General features: G+C 42.6%; 14 protein-coding genes and 1 pseudogene. 14 read left to right on the top strand and 1 reads right to left on the bottom strand.

What is annotated here, in order from left to right:
• Window positions 1–91 precede the first annotated feature (91 nt).
• The 3 genes from HFD99_RS15580 (at window position 92) to HFD99_RS15570 (ending at window position 4,478) form a co-directional block, all read left to right on the top strand.
• Entirely contained in the window at window positions 92–856 is a 765-nt protein-coding gene (locus HFD99_RS15580) for a YwmB family TATA-box binding protein (RefSeq protein ID WP_123797645.1), read from the top strand.
• A 187-nt stretch (window positions 857–1,043) separates the two neighbouring features.
• Complete coding sequence (gene zwf, locus HFD99_RS15575; RefSeq protein WP_019688577.1) at window positions 1,044–2,600, top strand: glucose-6-phosphate dehydrogenase; 1,557 nt, start codon at window positions 1,044–1,046, stop codon at window positions 2,598–2,600.
• Between the two features lie 297 nt (window positions 2,601–2,897).
• A complete protein-coding gene (locus HFD99_RS15570; protein ID WP_016819938.1) occupies window positions 2,898–4,478 on the top strand; it encodes a peptide chain release factor 3 in 1,581 nt (526 codons plus the stop codon).
• A 152-nt stretch (window positions 4,479–4,630) separates the two neighbouring features.
• On the opposite strand, the gene HFD99_RS15565 is transcribed toward HFD99_RS15570, so the two are convergent.
• The gene (locus HFD99_RS15565; RefSeq protein ID WP_016819939.1) at window positions 4,631–4,864 is read right to left on the bottom strand and encodes a small acid-soluble spore protein SspI; all 234 of its coding nucleotides are present in this window, start codon (window positions 4,862–4,864) and stop codon (window positions 4,631–4,633) included.
• Between the two features lie 157 nt (window positions 4,865–5,021).
• Between HFD99_RS15565 and HFD99_RS15560 the strand changes: the two are divergent.
• The 11 genes and pseudogenes from HFD99_RS15560 to HFD99_RS15510 form a co-directional block, all read left to right on the top strand.
• Window positions 5,022–5,690 (top strand): annotated as a pseudogene (locus tag HFD99_RS15560) (potassium channel family protein); the annotation flags it as partial.
• A gap of 77 nt (window positions 5,691–5,767) precedes the next feature.
• Window positions 5,768–6,556 (top strand): TrmH family RNA methyltransferase, encoded by a 789-nt coding sequence (locus tag HFD99_RS15555; protein ID WP_123797644.1) that lies wholly within the window; start codon window positions 5,768–5,770, stop codon window positions 6,554–6,556.
• A gap of 583 nt (window positions 6,557–7,139) precedes the next feature.
• The gene (locus HFD99_RS15550; protein WP_123797643.1) at window positions 7,140–7,841 is read left to right on the top strand and encodes a response regulator transcription factor; all 702 of its coding nucleotides are present in this window, start codon (window positions 7,140–7,142) and stop codon (window positions 7,839–7,841) included.
• Window positions 7,838–8,824 carry a sensor histidine kinase gene (locus HFD99_RS15545; RefSeq protein ID WP_016819944.1) on the top strand — a complete coding sequence of 329 codons (987 nt, stop codon included), beginning with the start codon at window positions 7,838–7,840 and terminating at the stop codon, window positions 8,822–8,824. The genes HFD99_RS15550 and HFD99_RS15545 overlap by 4 nt, the downstream gene beginning before the upstream one ends.
• Before the next feature lie 100 nt (window positions 8,825–8,924).
• Entirely contained in the window at window positions 8,925–9,704 is a 780-nt protein-coding gene (locus HFD99_RS15540) for an ABC transporter ATP-binding protein (RefSeq protein ID WP_123797642.1), read from the top strand.
• Entirely contained in the window at window positions 9,670–11,673 is a 2,004-nt protein-coding gene (locus HFD99_RS15535) for an ABC transporter permease (RefSeq protein WP_123797641.1), read from the top strand. The genes HFD99_RS15540 and HFD99_RS15535 overlap by 35 nt, the downstream gene beginning before the upstream one ends.
• A 217-nt stretch (window positions 11,674–11,890) precedes the next feature.
• A complete protein-coding gene (locus tag HFD99_RS15530) occupies window positions 11,891–13,000 on the top strand; it encodes a TolC family protein (RefSeq protein ID WP_123797640.1) in 1,110 nt (369 codons plus the stop codon).
• 35 nt (window positions 13,001–13,035) lie between these two features.
• Entirely contained in the window at window positions 13,036–14,508 is a 1,473-nt protein-coding gene (locus HFD99_RS15525; RefSeq protein WP_045244923.1) for an efflux RND transporter periplasmic adaptor subunit, read from the top strand.
• Window positions 14,505–15,242 carry an ABC transporter ATP-binding protein gene (locus HFD99_RS15520; RefSeq protein ID WP_016819949.1) on the top strand — a complete coding sequence of 246 codons (738 nt, stop codon included), beginning with the start codon at window positions 14,505–14,507 and terminating at the stop codon, window positions 15,240–15,242. The genes HFD99_RS15525 and HFD99_RS15520 overlap by 4 nt, the downstream gene beginning before the upstream one ends.
• Window positions 15,239–16,453: an ABC transporter permease gene (locus tag HFD99_RS15515; RefSeq protein ID WP_045244921.1), complete on the top strand. Its 1,215-nt coding sequence runs from the start codon at window positions 15,239–15,241 to the stop codon at window positions 16,451–16,453. The genes HFD99_RS15520 and HFD99_RS15515 overlap by 4 nt, the downstream gene beginning before the upstream one ends.
• Window positions 16,454–16,518: 65 nt before the next feature.
• On the top strand, window positions 16,519–17,460 hold the full coding sequence (locus tag HFD99_RS15510) for a polysaccharide deacetylase family protein (RefSeq protein WP_031462212.1): 942 nt from the start codon (window positions 16,519–16,521) through the stop codon (window positions 17,458–17,460).
• Window positions 17,461–17,490 lie beyond the last annotated feature (30 nt).

The raw sequence follows: 17,490 nt of genomic DNA, 5'->3' as shown, positions 1-17,490 counted from the left end.
ATAGATTCATAGATTTCAATCGAGCCGAAAAAAGAAGCATTCTATCGTGGATATGCGGAGAACGTATGGTTATGGAGGGGAAGGAACGTCCATGTTAAAAGTAGAGATGATTAAAAAGGGAGTTATTGCGATTTTGGTATTAGGAACGGTGTTGGTACTGGCTGGCTGGCGTTACGGAACTCTTCAGACCAACGGAACTGATTCCCGCGAGGCAGAAACGGCTTTACGCTCGTTGTTAACCATCTCGGATCAAACCCCGGGTACACTGGATAAGCTGGTTGTAAAATGGCAAGGCGATTGGATTCCTAATCATGAAGATCCGGCAGATATAGCGGCACAGATAGCTGATCAACTGAATATACCCACAGCAAGTAAACTCGTGGAAAATGGACATACACTTTATCGTTCTGTTCGTGATCGTGAGGATTTGAAAATTCGTTTAAATGTGATGGAACGTCAAACTGGACAATGGTATGTAGTCGTTCAGCTGGAAAGCAGTGACACAGGACGTGAGCAATTGATTCAGCTTCATAAGCTTTGTGCTGAGCAATTAAATTCTATAGGGGTTCAAGCGCAGTGGAACACCTCCGTTCAGCGTTCGCTGCAAGCAAAGGAAAGCGTGGATCAACTGATGAAACAAACAGAAGCGAGCTTAGCAGGGACCATCTCTATGCAGGCTAAAGAAAGATACACAGATGTAAATACAGTAGCCGTATCTTATGAAGCTCCAGACCTGCCATTAATGGTTCAAAGCGGTGAGCATCAAGTTCAGATGCAGATGGCTGTACATGAAAATAAGGAGCAGCAGGATAAACGCATAACACTTGGTTTTCCGCTTATCACGATTGAATACTGACTTATAAGGTAAATTTATGATTCATCGGATAGCTTATCCATGTGGAATATGTTAAAATGTCATCAAATCTTTAGTTCCATGTTTTTCGAAAATCAAGTATGATCTTGTATAAATATACACAATACTACATGCGGATTTCGAGGATTGTGGATTGCGGAATCTTGACATGGGAAGAATGAGGTACTTCATGGCTGACATACCTGTTAAAGAATCTCTTGTGACACAAGGTGCAGTTCTGTTTATTTTTGGTGCTACGGGCGATTTGGCTCGCCGCAAGTTATTTCCTGCTATTTACAGCTTGTACCGCGAAGGCAAGCTTGCTGAAGATTTTGCTGTTATTGGTGTAGCAAGACGTCCTCGCACAGAAGCAGAATTCCGTAATGACCTGTACGCTTCCATACAGGAGTTTAGTCGCTATAAAGCAGAAAATGATCAAGAATGGCAGGCATTTGCCGAGCATTTTGAATATAAATCGCTGGATATCAACAATGTCGATGGGTTTCATGAGCTGAGACAGCAGACGGAGGCTATAGAAGGTAAGTTTAACATACCGGGAAATCGGTTGTTTTATTTGGCCTTGGCTCCTGAATTATTCGGAAGTGTGTCGAAGAGCTTGAAAGAGGGCGGCATGTTGGACGGCAAGGGCTGGAATCGTCTGGTTATAGAGAAGCCTTTCGGCTACAACCTCGAATCTGCACAAGAACTGAACATTGAAATTCGTGAAGTATTTGCCGAAGAAGAAATTTATCGGATTGATCACTATCTTGGTAAGGAAATGGTACAAAATATCGAGGTGATCCGCTTCGCTAACGCCTTTTTTGAACCACTATGGAATAACAAGCATATTGCCAATGTGCAAATTACGCTGAGTGAAACGGTAGGGGTAGAGGAACGCGGAGGTTATTATGATCATTCCGGTGCCTTGCGTGATATGGGACAGAACCATATGCTGCAAATGCTTACGATGATCGCGATGGAGCCACCTAGTCGTTTGTTGCCAGAGGATATCCGCGATGAAAAGGTAAAAGTGCTGCGTTCACTACGACCTTTTGGATCATCTGAGGATGTGAAGACCAACGTGGTACGTGGTCAATATACTGAGGGCAGTTATCGCGGTCAGCAGTTGCCAGGGTATCGTCAAGAAGACAAGGTTGATCCACAATCGAATACAGAGACTTATTTTGCTTCACGCGTGTTTGTTGATAACTTCCGTTGGGCTGGCGTACCGTTCTACATTCGTACGGGCAAACGCCTCCCTGTAAAAACTACGGAGATCGTTGTGGAATTTAAGAGCATGCCGACCAATGTATATCTCGGTCAAAAGCATAAGCTCGAACCCAACTTGCTCGTCATTCGGGTTAATCCAATGGAGGGCATATACATTAAAATCAATGCCAAGAAGCCTGGTTCGGAGTCAGATATTGAGCCGCTGGCGATGGATTTTTGCCAAAGCTGTATGGTGGGGATCAACTCACCGGAAGCTTATGAACGGTTGCTGATGGATGCGATCGAGGGTGATTCGACGTACTTCACGCGGTGGGATGAGGTGGCTACAGCGTGGGGATTCGTTGATCGAATCGCCAAAGCATGGCAGCAGACCCCGGATACACTGGAAACCTATGCTGCAGGCTCATGGGGACCTGATGGTGCTCACAAGCTGTTGGAGCAGGATGGCTACAAGTGGTGGCCGGTTAGCGGTCAGGATGAAGATAATGTCATCTGGCGAGTAGGCGGCACTCAGTAATCCCGATTTGTCCAGCATCCCCCTATGTCCTGTTCAGGATGTAAGGGGATGCTTTGCGTTCGGAGTATGCTATAATAGCTTAGTCTCAGGTTTTCAGTTTGCAACTGATTATACGTTAAAGGCAGGCTAAAACATGTAAATAGTTCGTATTTATCATGAATATGGTGACGGAGTATGCCGAATACTGGAGCTAACGGCAATGAGCCGATGAACTTATGAAAATAGGCGTGCAACATGGCCTTTTTATAATAGCTTGAGCAGAAATGCAATGGATTTGATCATGAAGGGATATGTGAAATGAGTAAAACAACAGATATACTTCAACAGGAAGTCGACAAACGGCGTACGTTTGCGATTATTTCTCACCCGGATGCGGGTAAAACGACACTGACGGAAAAGTTGCTGCTGTTCGGGGGCGCTATTCGTCTTGCAGGTACAGTCAAAGCTCGTAAAGCTAGCAAGCATGCGACGAGTGACTGGATGGAGATTGAAAAACAGCGGGGGATTTCGGTAACATCCTCAGTAATGCAATTTGATTATAATGGGCATCGCGTTAATATTCTGGATACCCCGGGTCACCAGGATTTCAGTGAAGACACGTACCGCACACTGACAGCTGCAGATAGTGCGGTCATGCTGATTGACGTAGCGAAAGGTGTGGAAGCGCAAACGATCAAGCTGTTCCAGGTTTGTGCGAAGCGCGGAATACCGATATTCACCTTCATTAATAAGCTGGACCGTGAGGGACGCAGTCCCTTTGATCTGATGGAGGAACTGGAACAGGTTCTTGGTATCCGTTCGGTGCCGATGAACTGGCCGATTGGTACTGGGCGTGATCTGTGCGGTGTTTATGATCGTGTCAAAAATCAGGTTGAGTTGTTTCAGGGAGATGACCATTCCACGATCAAGGTACAAAAAGTGGAAGGTTACAATGATCCGATTATTCGCGAGATGGCGGGCGAATATTTGCACGACCAATTATGCCAGGATTTAGAGTTGCTTGATGTCGCAGGTGACCCTTTTGATATGGAAAAAGTACAGCGTGGAGAATTGACGCCTATATTCTTTGGCAGTGCGATTAACAATTTTGGCGTGCAAACATTTTTGGAAAACTTCCTCCAGCTTGCGCCTAAGCCAGAACCGCGCCGCAGTACAGTTGGGGAAATTCAGCCAACGAACGAGAAGTTTACTGGCTATGTATTTAAAATTCAGGCCAATATGAACCCGGCTCACCGTGACCGTATTGCATTTTTGCGTATCGTGTCTGGTAAGTTCCAACGCGGGATGAGTGTTAAACATGTTCGAATGGGTAAGGAGATTAAGCTGTCCCAACCACAGCAGTTCTTGGCACAGGACCGTGATATTGTCGAAGAAGCATTCCCTGGGGATATTATAGGCTTGTTTGACCCAGGTATTTTCCGCATTGGCGATTCACTGAGTCAAGGTGGCGAGGTTGTATTTGATGAACTGCCAACCTTTTCACCTGAGATTTTTGCCAAGGTTACTGTAAAGAATGCTTTAAAGCACAAGCAGTATCTGAAAGGTATCGACCAGTTGACTGAAGAAGGTATGATTCAGGTGTTCCGTACGGTAAGCTTCGATGATACGCTTCTAGGCGTAGTCGGCCAACTGCAATTTGAAGTATTTGAATACCGCATGAAGGGTGAATATGGGGTAGATGTACAGCTTCAGCGTATGCCGTTCCAATTTGCTCGCTGGATTGTGGATGAGCAGATTGATCCGAGCAAGTTCCGTATCAACTCTACGCTGGTGAAAGATAAGAAAGGCAATTATGTCGCCTTGTTCGAAAATGAGTATGCCATGCGTACGGCTATAGAAAAAAATCCGACTGCTAAGTTTTTGGAAATGGCTCCATAAAATTTTATATGCAGAGCAGTCTGATCTCAGTCATTTGATATATACCACGAATAGTCCACTCGACATGAATGCGAGTGGACTATTCTCATTTTCGAATACGGGTAAAAATAATGAGCACAATTAAAGCATAACAAGAAGTTGAATAGCTAGAGCTAGGTTAAGGGCACGGGTTTGATTTTATCGATTTGTTCATGTGCCAAATGGACGAAGTCATGCTGCTGGTTTGGACTCATATGCTTCCATGCGATTTCAAGAATGACACCCAATCCCGGCAAAGCGGCTTCCGGTCCATCCACTGACCCAATAATCATATCCGTAAGATCAGCCTCTGATTTGCCGTGAACTTTGTGAACAATCGCTTGTCGTAAATCCATTGTAATGGGCATGTGTACCTCCCGTATGTTGTAATAGTGATCGAATGTATTATGGCTTGGGCTGTGGTCCAGTATACATGGAGAAGCATTTGGAATAAGGATGCCAAAATTTATGTTTGTAGCATGATATGCTATACTATGACGGACAGTATGGTGAGCGGGAGGTAAAGAAGGAATGGCGAAAAAACAGTATGCGGTCATTGGCATGGGGCGCTTTGGGTCCAGTGTTGCCAGCGCGCTGAGTGAGATGGGTTTTGATGTGTTGGCTATCGACTCGGACGAGCAGCGTACACAGGAAATGTCGAATATTGTGACGCATGCGGTGTCTGCCGATTCGACGGATGAGGAAGCACTGCGAGCACTGGGTATCCGCAATTTTGACGTAATTGTAGTCGCAATTGGTGAAGATATACAAGCCAGCATTCTAACAACATTGATTCTCAAGGACATGGGTGTGCCCGCTCTTGTGGTCAAAGCACAAAATGAACTACACGGGAAAGTGCTGCAAAAAATAGGTGCGGATAAAGTGGTTTATCCTGAACGGGATATGGGACTGCGGGTAGCCCATCATCTAACATCTCCCAATATTCTGGATTATATCGAGCTGTCCAAGGACTACAGTATTTTGGAGATGCGAGCCGCTGATTCCATGATCGGCAAAAATCTGAAGGAGCTAGACATACGTGCACGCTTCGGCTGCAATGTAATGGCGATTCGCAGAAACCAGGAGATGAACATTTCACCTTATGCTGAGGATCGTCTTGAAGCGGGTGATGTGCTGGTCATTGTGGGTCACAAGGACGATCTAACCAAGCTGGAGCTGGCTTTTGCAGCTTAGAGAGATTTGATGTTCAAGTACAAGTGATGCATCATTTATTTTTAAAGAAACGGACCATAGAACGGAAGGTTAAACGAATGGAAATCATTTCACCGAATAATGCGCGTGTAAAAGAATGGTCGCAATTGCTGGAGAAAAAGCATCGTACACGGCAGCATAAATATATTGTTGAGGGTATTCATCTAGTGCAGGAAGCGTTGCGTTCGAACGCGGCAGTAGAAAGCGTCGCCTATGATTTGGACAAGGGGATTCCTGCCGAGCTGAATGGTCTGGATTCAGCCGACCAGCCGGTGGAATGGATTCCCGTGTCGGCGGCGGTCATTGCCAAATGCACCGATACCAAGACGCCGCAGTCTGTCTTTGCTATCGTGCGTAAGCAGGAGCAGAGCGCATTCGCAGCATTACTTGAGCAGCCAGATGCGCTGGTGATGGTGCTGGACGGGGTACAGGACCCCGGCAATGTAGGCACCATTATCCGCAGCGCGGACGCTGCTGGAGCCGCAGGCGTTATATTGGGTCATGGCTGCGCCGACCTGTACAACCCCAAAACGATCCGTTCCACGATGGGATCGTTATTTCATCTGCCGGTGATCGAAGGCAGTCTGGAGGAGCTTTTGCCGCAGGCCAAAAGCAAAGGGGCCCGCTTGCTCAGCACCTCGCTGGATGCAAGCTTGTCATGCTATGCCGTGGATTTGCGTGTATCCACCTGGCTCGTGATTGGCAACGAAGGACAAGGTATTTCCGATGCTACCGCGCGTATGGTGGATGAATCGGTATTCATTCCAATGCAGGGACAAGCAGAGTCACTGAATGCAGCCATGGCCTCTACGGTGTTATTATTCGAGGCGATGAGACAGCGAAGCTAAGAGAATGAACACGGATTTGTCTGGGTTATAACATCAATTAATACTAAAATGAGTCGGGTCATAGAGCCCGACTCATTTTTTTAGAGAATGTTATATCTGTCATGATCTTAATCACTTTTAAGGGTAGGTCTTCATTTGGACATAATACATATATTACTGTTGAGCTGTTTTCTATATACCTTACAACAAAGTAAGGTTTTTGTAAGCTTTGACTGTTGTTTGTGATGTATAGGCTAGTTAGTATGTTTAATAGCTAGGCAAGGAAAGATGTGAGCATATGAAGTATTCAAAGAACAAAATAAAAAAGGTAATCAAATCAAAAAAAGACTTCGATGAGACGTTAAAAAAATATAAAGGGATCATTATTACAGTAACGGTTATCGTTATGATGATTATAACGTTAACTGCTCTGGTGCTTGGCACAATGCATATTATTCGAGACTCAATCTATATCACAATTGAATCTTCCTAATTACAATTAAAGAAAATGGATTGTTGTTATTGCTTGGACGATTAAATCAAGGCATTATATAGAGAAAATCATGTTATTAAAAATTCAAGCACTAAGAAGGTAGAAAACATAATGCATAAAATATTAATCGTAGAGGATGACCCTCAAATTAGCTCTTTACTCCAGTCCTATCTTGAAAAGTATGGTTATCAAGGAGTTGTCGTTTCAAATTTTGATCAGGTATTGAGTACTTTTCAGGAAGTAAAGCCTGATTTGGTCATACTTGATGTGAATTTACCTCGTTTTGATGGATTTTATTGGTGTAGACAAATTCGCACCCAATCTACTTGTCCTATCCTTTTTGTGTCCGCGCGGGATGATAAGATGGATCAGGTCATTGCTTTGCAGAACGGGGCGGATGATTACATTACTAAACCGTTTCATCCCGAAGTACTGTTAGCCAAAATAGAAAGTAATCTGCGACGTGCTTATGGTTTATATGCAGTTGCCCAAAAATCACGCTCCATAACAGTGTCAGGCTTGACTCTATACCCTGACATTATGGAGCTTGTGTTTCATGACAAGCAGGTAGAAATGAGCCATAAAGAAGCTGCGCTACTGGAGCTACTGATGACATATCCTAAGCAGGTTGTAGGGAGAGTTCATCTCTTAGAAGCTTTATGGGATGATTACCAATATGTCGGTGAAAATACACTGAATGTTTATGTTACTCGTGTCCGTAAAAAGCTGGCTGAGTTGGGGTTGGAGGATATCATAGAGACGGTTAGAGGAGCTGGATATCGGCTGCACTTGACTGAGGAGGAAGAACAGTGAAGCTTTTTTGGCGTGATCATTTCTCAATGATCATATTCAATATCGTCCAACTTTTTCTTGTGTTAAGCATTTATTGGATGGATGGTTATCATAACTTGTCTACTGCTCTTTATTCCGTCTTTTTTGGGACCTCCATATTGCTGATCTATTTACTGTTCCGGTATGTCATGTATTCTAGTTTATATCGATTACTTTCCACTGCAAATATTAGAGATCTAGATGAACTCATTCAGATGAAGGTACTTAATCCTCTTGCCTCTTCTTTACAGAATTTGCTTTTACAATTTTACCGATTGTATCAGTCTCGAATTCATCAATTAGAGCATCAACAGCGTGATCACATTACTTTTATTAACCAGTGGGTTCACCAGATGAAAACTCCCCTCTCTGTTATTCATTTAATTCTCAAAGGAAAAATAGATCCCGAGTCGGATCAGATTCATGATGAGATTGATCGAATGGGAAAAGGACTGGAAATGATCTTATATATGTCACGATTGGAGGCCTTTGAACCTGACTTTCATGTGGAGCCTGTTGTATTACGAAAGCTGGTTAGTGAAGTGATTTATGATAACAAAAGATTATTGATTCGTAACGAAATTTATCCTTCCAATGAAGTGGACGAGCAGTTGAGTGTGATTACCGATGCCAAATGGCTAAGATTTATAATTAATCAATTGGTGACCAATGCGGTGAAATACTCTTCAGGTCATGCCCACAGTCTGAAGTTGATATCTGAGATAAGAGATAAAGTGTTTGTGCTGAAAGTACAGGATGAAGGAATCGGTATCCCTAAAAAAGATATTGAACGGGTATTTGAGGCTTATTACACAGGTGAAAACGGACGGAAGTATAGTGAATCTACCGGAATGGGCCTGTACATGGTGTCAGAAATCTGCAAAAGGCTGAGTCATGACATTCAACTGAAATCGACGGTTGGTGAAGGAACGACGGTTGAGATCTTGTTTTCAATTCACAAATAAGAACCTTACAACACATTTAAGGTTTCTGTAATGTTAATCGATCGCTTCATCCCTCTGGATGAATTATGATCATGACATAGGAAAAAGAAAGGAATGAACGATGGAGATTGTACGAATGGATCAAGTCACCAAGATATACTATGGTAAGGTTCCCTACCGAGCTCTCAACAATATCCATTTAACGATTCAACAAGGTGAGTTTGTAGGCATTATGGGTCCGTCTGGTAGTGGGAAGACAACATTACTAAATATGATTTCCTCCATTGATATGCCGACTTCTGGCGAGGTTAGCATTAATGGGGAAAATCCACATCTGCTCAAGAAGGATAAGCTCGCTTTATTTCGTCGCAAAGAATTGGGGCTTGTATTTCAAGACTATAATTTGCTGGAAACTCTTAGTCTGGGAGAGAACATACTATTTCCTCTGATGCTGAATAAAAAAGGATTAAAGGAAATGGGATACAAACTGGAAGAGGTAGCGAAGAAACTGGATATTGCAGATATTTTAGACAAACGGCCTCTTGAGGTGTCAGGGGGGCAAAAGCAAAGAGCAGCTATAGCCAGAGCTATTATTCATTCTCCTTCACTCCTGTTGGCAGATGAACCAACTGGAAATCTCGATTCCAAATCTTCACGAGTTGTGATGGAAATGTTAGAACTCATCCATCGCGTAGACAATTCCACAATCGTGCTGGTAACACACGGTGCCTTGGAAGCCAGCTATTGTGATCGGGTAATTTTTATTAAAGATGGCGAGTTATTTAATGAAATCCACCGTAGTCACAGTCAGCAATTATTTTTTCAGGAAATCATAGATATGCTCTCCTTTCTGGGGGGAAGTAGACATGCCCATGAGCTTTCGTCTGTTAGCATGGAATAATCTCAAGCATAATGCGCGTGCTTATGTACCTTATTATTTAAGCAGCTCTTTGATGATTACAATTTTTTTCGTATATGCGATGTTTATTTTTCACCCGGATGTCTCCAATGCAATCATGGCCTTTAATGTAAAAAAGGGATTACAAGTTGCTGATCTATTGATTTTTGTATTTTCCTTTTTCTTCGTATTATACACAAACAATATTTTTATTGCTGCACGTAAAAAAGAATTCGGTATACTGACCATTTTGGGGACACATCGCAGACAAATTTATTTTTTGGTTGCTTATGAGAATCTGATTATAGGCTTTTTATCCTTGATTACCGGGATTACAGGAGGATTTGTTTCCGCAAAGTTCTTTCTACTTTTGGGCTCCAGTGCCACAGGGCTGTATTTAACATTTTATTTTCCTTGGAAAGCACTGGCTTTCACCGTAGTTGGCTTTATGTTTTTGTTTACCTTGATCTCACTTGTATCTGTTTTCTTCATACGCCAATCTAAATTACAGCAGCTTTTTAGCAAGGTTCCTCAGCTCAAAAAAGAGCCTAAAGCTTCATGGAGCCTGTCCTTTCTTGCAATAGCGCTAATAGGAGCGGCTGTGTATTTAATGAAGCTGGATTTTCCACCATATATTTATCTGGCACCGTATCGTTTGGGGACTCTATCCTTTTATATGTTGCACTATTCAGTTGGAGACACATTTAAATATACGATTGTAATGGGATTTATTGGGATTTACTTACTATATGCCCAATCATGTGTATTATTCGTTCAATTGTTTAGAGCCAACAGGAAATGGTGTTGGAGTGGAACTCGTTTGTTATGGCTTTCTGAAATCACATACAAAATGAGGAATAATGCCGGGCTGTTTACATTGGTTACCCTAATTTCTATCGTTTCCTTTCTAGGAGCAGCTTCAACTTTTGACTCCATGCAGCAGCAAAATAGATTTCTTAGGGAGCAGTCTTATTCATTTGCATTTTTTTCTGATGTTGTAAGTTCCATAGATCTTGAAGATGAGATTGATCAAAATCTTTATAAGGCCGGGGTGGATTATTCGAAAAGTGAAGTACTGATCTTTCCCTTTCGTGAACAGTTGGCACCTGTGATGAAACAATCCAACTATGAGCCTCTTGCTTCTAAATTAAAGAAACAAATACAGGTACCTACGCTTCGAGATGATCAAGGCTTTTTCATTTTTGATTCAAACGGGATGTCTTTAGAAGAACAGAAAACCTTTTTTGAAAAAAGGCTAACTTACAATCAAGGGAAATCCCGAATTACGGGTATCCAGATTGTGGATACTCAGAAGATAGACCATAGCATAAAGTTTGATGGAAACATCATTTCTGAACTAGGAAGGTTGCTTGTTGTCTCAGATCAAACTTACGAACATTTAGTTAAACAACAGTATTTCAATGTTCCATTGGCATACAAATCTGTTTATTATTTTGTGCCTAAATGGAAGAGTGGCCAAGTATCATTGGAAACTTCTGAGACCCAAGAAGAGGTGTGGTTGTATTCCCTGCTGGCCAACAAGGTGAATAAAGGATCGCTTAACTCTAGAGCAGTGGATTATTTGACATCGGAGATGGATCTGAATATTAGTAAATTTATTGGCGGATTTATCGCCATCATTATGTTGGCAAGCACAGTAAGCCTGCTTTATTTCAGATTGTATGTAGATCTTAAACGGGATGAGGAAATATACCGGGCTTTATCCAAAATTGGATTAAGCTCAAGGGAAATGAGACGAGCTGCATCCAGACAAATTGCATTCCTATTTCTTCTGCCATTAGTTGTTTCATCCATAGGAATAGTGCTTTGTTTAGTTATGTCAGAACCATCTGTAGTACCCTTTCATCTTACGCTTATTCAAATTATGATTTGCTTTTGGGTAATTCAATTCTTTTCCTTTCTTATTGTACGTTTCCTGTACCTTCGTCAATTGGATTTAAAGATGCTGTAAAGAGCGATAAGCCACATGAAAAAAAGTTGCAGAAGGGTAGGATTAGACTCCTCCTTTCTGGAATTTTTCATCCAATACAAAATAAGGTCTCAATGGACTGAGAGCCTTGACGAGTAGGTGCAGGGCGAATTTGTTCATCAGAAGATAATTAATTCATATAACAACACATTAGTGAATTCTATTCAAGTCGATACCATATTTTAAAAGTGGGGATATCATGAAAAAAAGTTTGTTCATTTTATTGCTGCTCGCCTTGTCGGCCAGTTCTTTATCAGAGTCCTTTGTTCAAGCAGAGGAGGCGCAGCAGCAGATTACCAAAGCGAGCGTGAAACTAACACTGAGCCAAGCCCAGCAATGGGCGCGGTCTAATAGCTTTAGCTTGAAGGAGGCCCAGCAAGCGATAGATCGTAACCGGATTAACCTAAAAAATGCTGGTAAGAATCTCGATTTTATTCCGGCAGGTACAGGCAACGGTGAAGAGGATGCGGCTAGTAGTTCAGCCTGGAAGGGGTATGCTTCATCGACGGTTTCTTATCTGGAATCCAAGAAGCAAATTGAACTTGCCCAAGATCAGACAGACTACGCTGCAATGAAAAACTATTACGATGTACTTTTGGCTGATAACAAAGTGAAGAGTAGTGAGGATGCACTTTCGCTCGCGTTATTAGAGGAAAAGGCTGCTGAAGCGAAGGCCAACCGTGGGAAAATTTCACCAGGTGACCAGAGCACGATTATTCAGAATCGTATAGAAGCACAAAAGAATGTAGACATTGCAAAGACTGCATTGCGAAAAGCGATGGATTCATTAAATACGCAAATGGGTCAACCTCAAGGTACGGTATATGAACTGGTTGATCGCCCTGTTTACCCCAAAATAGACAACACGAATTTGGATACGTTGGTGACGCGTGCAATCTCGGCGAGTCCTTCGGTGTGGAGACAGGAGGAAGCTGTCAAGCTGGCCAAGATGGAAGTTAAATATTACACCTGGAACTCAGGAACGGATGATTATGAAATTAAGCAGATTGATGTAGATTCAGCAGAAGGCGGACTGGAAAATACCAAGGATCAACTGGCAGAAACCTTGAAGAGCATGTACTTTAACTTACAGCAAAATGTTGAACAATACGAGCAAATGCAAAGTAATCTACAGAACGTCAATAAAGTGTTGGACATTTCTCGTAAAAAAAAGGAACGTGGTTTTGCTACAGGTACGGAAGTCGCCACGAATCAATTAAAAGTGAAGCAACTCGAACGGAATATGGATGAACTGATTGTTCAAATGACGTTGCTGCAACATGCTTTGAACAAGCCGTGGAGCGTATAGGATTTAGAAAAAATACTTTTGAAGGGGATATAACATTGTCAGAAATAGAAAAGAAAGATGCATTGCAGGTAGTAAGAAAGAAAAGAAGGCTGAAAAGAATTATAGGCATTTTTGTCCTGATCATTATAGCGGGGATTGGCGGTACTGTTTATATGAACAGGAGTAAGGAAAAGCCTGTGGAGGGTCCTGCAAACCAGATCGTACAGGTACAGAAAACAAACATGACCGAGTCGCTTAAAGTCACTGGAACCGTTCAGGCTTCCAAGGAAGTAAACATTAATTTTACAAATGTCGAGGGTGCCAAGCTCGTCGCTGTCAATGTCAAAGCAGGAGATAGCGTCAAAGCAGGTCAGGTTCTAGCACGATTAGATGATTCGGATGCCAGGCTGCAAATTAAGGATGCCGAATCGAATGTGGCGATTGCAAGAGCCAAACTGGAGGAAGCCAAGCGCGGACCCAAAACGAATGATATAGAGTTGCAGAAAGCTAATGTCTTAAAGGCACAGATGGCGATTAAAACAGCCAAGAACACGATGGAATTAGAGGAAGCCGCTGCTCAAAAGGAGTCGGCCAAGGTGACTTTGGATAAGGCTCAGAAGGATTATGATGACCAGGCTTATCTGGTTCAGAATGATGCGGCAGCAGAAAGTGACCTGGCAACAGCCAAGCAAAATCTGGATAAGGCAAAATTGGATATGAGCAATGTGGAGCTGCAGTACAAGAAGGCACAGACCAAGCAAACTGAGGCGATCGAAGAGGCGGAAATGGGCTATAAAACAGCTTTAATACAATTAAAGGCTGCACAGTCCCCGCCCGAAGCTTCCAACATACAATCCGCACAGGCTTCTTTATTGCAGGCTGAAACGGCATTAGAGCAGAAGAAAAGTGTCCTGAGTAAATTACAGGTTACGGCGCCGTGGGACGGGATCATTTTGAAGGTCAACGGCGATGTGGGTACCAGTCCTACTGCACCTTTTATTGTAATGAATAATTCAAACACAGGGGCTATGAAGGTTCTTGCCAAGGTTAATGAAAGTGATATTGCTAAATTGAAGACTGGACTTCAGGCGACAATGCACTCGAATTCATTTCCGGACAAACAATTTAAAGGCGAAGTCCTCTTTGTTTCTCCAGAGCCGGTTACCGAATCCAATGTGACTACATACAAAATCGAATTGTCTTTGGATAGCCAAAAGATAAGGCTGCAACCAGGGATGAATATGGATGTATCCCTTCTGTTAGCTGAACACAAAAATGCGTTATCTGTGCCGCTGTTTGCACTGAGATCTGAAGGCGGTGTGGATGGAGTATATGTGGCGAAGAACGCGGCGAATCCGGCGGATTATGAGTTTAGACCAGTGAAACTGGGTGTCTATACAGCAGATCAGGCGGAAATCAAGTCTGGAGTCAAGGACGGTGAGACCATTGTGATCCCACCTCAGGGTGGTAGTGCTGGTTCGAATGGTAGTCCAGAGGGTCAAGACCCTGATGGGGGGCAGGCACAATGAGTGAAACTCAATCCCATAAAGCTGTAATCGAAATTAAAGAACTGAAAAAAATGTATGAGGTAGGCGGTCAGAAGATTCAGGCTCTGCGCAGTGTTAATTTATCTATTAGCGAAGGGGAGTTTGTTGCTATCATGGGGCCCTCTGGTTCGGGCAAGTCTACCATGATGAATGTCATTGGCTGCCTGGATCATCCCGATACCGGAGAGTACTACCTGGATGAGTACTCCATATTGGATGCTAGAGAGAACGAGCTTTCGGAGATTAGAAACCAGAAGCTGGGTTTTGTATTTCAGAAATTCTATCTACTTCCCCGAACTACAGCATTAGCCAATGTAGAGCTGCCTATGATGTATGCAGGTGTACCTGCCAAGGAGCGTCGGGAAAGAGCCGTAGAGGCACTACGCAGCGTTGGCCTTGCAGAACGGATGTACAACAAGCCTAACGAGCTTTCTGGTGGTCAGCAGCAACGTGTCTCCATTGCCCGGGCATTGGTGAATAATCCTGTTATTCTGCTGGCGGATGAGCCTACGGGAGCACTGGATACGAAGACGAGTATCGAAATTATGGAATTATTTCAAGGCTTGAATGAGCTGGGAAAAACCATCGTCTTGGTCACGCATGAGCTGGAGATTGCTGAATATGCCAAACGGTTGATCAGCTTTCGGGATGGTAATATTGAACGAGATGAGCCTATTGCAAATAGACGAATTTCATCAAGGAAGGTAAGCCTATGAATGTAATGGAAACCATCCGTGTATCCATGAATAGCTTAATCACTAACAAGCTACGCTCATTTTTAACGATACTCGGTATTATTATCGGGGTGGCAGCAGTTATTGCCATTATGGCGATCGGAAACGGATCTACAGCCCGCATAAAGGCGGAAATTAATAAATTAGGAAATAACGTATTGATGGTTGCGCCGGCTATGACAATGGTCGATGGTGAAATAGATTATGACCACACACCCTCATTTACTTGGGCTGATGTCGAGGCGTTGGAACAAAAGAAGTCTATAGATGCATTAATGCCAAATATAACGAGCAATTCAAAAGCTACGTGGGGGCGATATAACTATAACGCCACTATTGTAGGAACTTCCGCTTCATTCTATAAGGTCAAAAAGTTTTCCTTTGCCGAGGGTAGAACATTTACCAACGATGAGATGGACAAACGCATGAATGTCGCCATACTTGAAAGCCAAGCGGTTCAACGTCTTTTTGGTGGAGATAGCCAAAATGTATTGGGACGGACGTTTCAAATTAAGCAGATCCCTTTCAAGGTAGTCGGAGTATTGGATACTCAGCCAGTTACGAACTTAAGCTACAGTAGTAATGAACAAATTTACATCCCTGCTACAACCATGATGAACCGTCTGGGTGAGAAGAATATTACCGGATTGGACGTGTCTGCCAAGTCACCAGCCTTGATGGATCAGGCTCGCTTAGACATCTTGGAAAGCTTGCGTGTGACACACCAGCTAAAACCTTCGGAACCAGATCAATTTCAAATTATGAGTCTGTCAGAGGCAGCAGGTGCAGCTTCTGGTGTAGATAGTATTATGACCAGCCTATTGGGTGGGGTAGCCGCGATATCCCTCGTGGTAGGGGGAATCGGAATTATGAATATTATGATGGTCTCAGTTATAGAGCGTACAAAAGAAATCGGTATTCGGAAAGCCATTGGTGCCAAGCCGAGAGATATTATGATTCAATTCCTGTCTGAAGCGATCATTTTTGGTCTGTTAGGAGGCACAATCGGAGTTGTTACAGGTATAGGAGCTTCCAAAATACTTGAGGCGGCTGCGCATATGACCATTGAATTTACAATCTCGCCTATCATATATTCGTTTCTTAGCTCTGCGGGCACAGGCATCCTATTCGGAGTATATCCGGCTTATAAAGCAGCAAGTTTGAGGCCAATAGATGCATTGAGATACGAATAATTGAATTGGCACATGGTCGCAACATAAAACGTGAACTGCTTCTAGATTTTGGAGGAACATATACTATGGAAAAAAGCTATGTGCAAAATAGAACCAGAGCTCATCGGATGAAGAGGAAGAGAAGAAGACTACTGTTTATTATTATCATTTGTATTGTTCTAATTATTTTAAAACTCTTTGACATTTTCAGTAGTAAACCACAACCAGTCAAAACGATTGAATTTGCAGAAAAAATAGAATCCGTATCAACCGACAAATTAAATAACGAATCCAAAGGGAGCGAATTCCCTGTAAAAAATGTTTCGGGTGTTGAGGATGCTGCATTTGTTGAAAAGTACTTAAATCAGCAAATCCAAGGTCAAAAGCCCGATGGGATAGACGGTAAAAAGGTTGTCTATTTATCTTTTGATGATGGGCCATCAGTAACCGTGACGCCTAAGATTTTAGATGTTCTTAAAGAACAAAATGTAAAAGCGACGTTTTTTGTGGTCGGAAAAGCAGTCGAAGAAAATGAAGGTACTAAACATTTAACCAAAAGAATAGTTAAAGAAGGGCATGCTATCGGAAATCATACCTACTCACATGATTATGGTTATTTATATCCTAATCAGACTGTGAATTCGAGCATTTTTATGAGCGATATTGAAAAAACAAATCAAATTTTAAAGCAAATTTTGGGACAGGATTTTTCCACAAGAGTGATTCGATTTCCAGGTGGCCATGTGACGTGGCAGAGAAAGGATCCCAAAGGCATGGAAGCGTTAGATAAATTTTTACATGATAAGGATTATCATCAGATTGACTGGAATGTGTTGCCTAAAGATGCGGAAGGTACATCTAAGAATGCCGAGGAATTAATACACGAATTTATGAAGAGCATTGGGACTAGAGAAAAAGCAGTGGTACTCATGCATGACACTTACGGGAAGGAAGAAACAGCTAAAGCCTTGCCTGAAATCATAACATATTTAAAAAAGCAGGGATATGAATTTAAAACTATAAAGTAGCTAGTGTATTTAAGTCAAGGGGAACACCGT

Source organism: Paenibacillus sp. EKM301P (genome assembly GCF_011800295.1).
GTDB classification, from domain to species: domain Bacteria; phylum Bacillota; class Bacilli; order Paenibacillales; family Paenibacillaceae; genus Paenibacillus; species Paenibacillus polymyxa.
This window is presented reverse-complemented; position numbering and strand designations above follow the sequence as displayed.

What these genes read in the sequence shown, in the direction of transcription:
- HFD99_RS15515 (WP_045244921.1), top strand. Translation starts at nt 15,239, where the DNA reads ATGAATGTAATGGAAACCATCCGTGTATCCATGAATAGCTTAATCACT.
- HFD99_RS15540 (WP_123797642.1), top strand. Translation starts at nt 8,925, where the DNA reads ATGGAGATTGTACGAATGGATCAAGTCACCAAGATATACTATGGTAAG.
- HFD99_RS15570 (WP_016819938.1), top strand. Translation starts at nt 2,898, where the DNA reads ATGAGTAAAACAACAGATATACTTCAACAGGAAGTCGACAAACGGCGT.
- HFD99_RS15520 (WP_016819949.1), top strand. Translation starts at nt 14,505, where the DNA reads ATGAGTGAAACTCAATCCCATAAAGCTGTAATCGAAATTAAAGAACTG.
- zwf (WP_019688577.1), top strand. Translation starts at nt 1,044, where the DNA reads ATGGCTGACATACCTGTTAAAGAATCTCTTGTGACACAAGGTGCAGTT.
- HFD99_RS15550 (WP_123797643.1), top strand. Translation starts at nt 7,140, where the DNA reads ATGCATAAAATATTAATCGTAGAGGATGACCCTCAAATTAGCTCTTTA.
- HFD99_RS15565 (WP_016819939.1), bottom strand. Translation starts at nt 4,864, where the DNA reads ATGCCCATTACAATGGATTTACGACAAGCGATTGTTCACAAAGTTCAC.
- HFD99_RS15580 (WP_123797645.1), top strand. Translation starts at nt 92, where the DNA reads ATGTTAAAAGTAGAGATGATTAAAAAGGGAGTTATTGCGATTTTGGTA.
- HFD99_RS15555 (WP_123797644.1), top strand. Translation starts at nt 5,768, where the DNA reads ATGGAAATCATTTCACCGAATAATGCGCGTGTAAAAGAATGGTCGCAA.
- HFD99_RS15535 (WP_123797641.1), top strand. Translation starts at nt 9,670, where the DNA reads ATGCCCATGAGCTTTCGTCTGTTAGCATGGAATAATCTCAAGCATAAT.
- HFD99_RS15530 (WP_123797640.1), top strand. Translation starts at nt 11,891, where the DNA reads ATGAAAAAAAGTTTGTTCATTTTATTGCTGCTCGCCTTGTCGGCCAGT.
- HFD99_RS15510 (WP_031462212.1), top strand. Translation starts at nt 16,519, where the DNA reads ATGGAAAAAAGCTATGTGCAAAATAGAACCAGAGCTCATCGGATGAAG.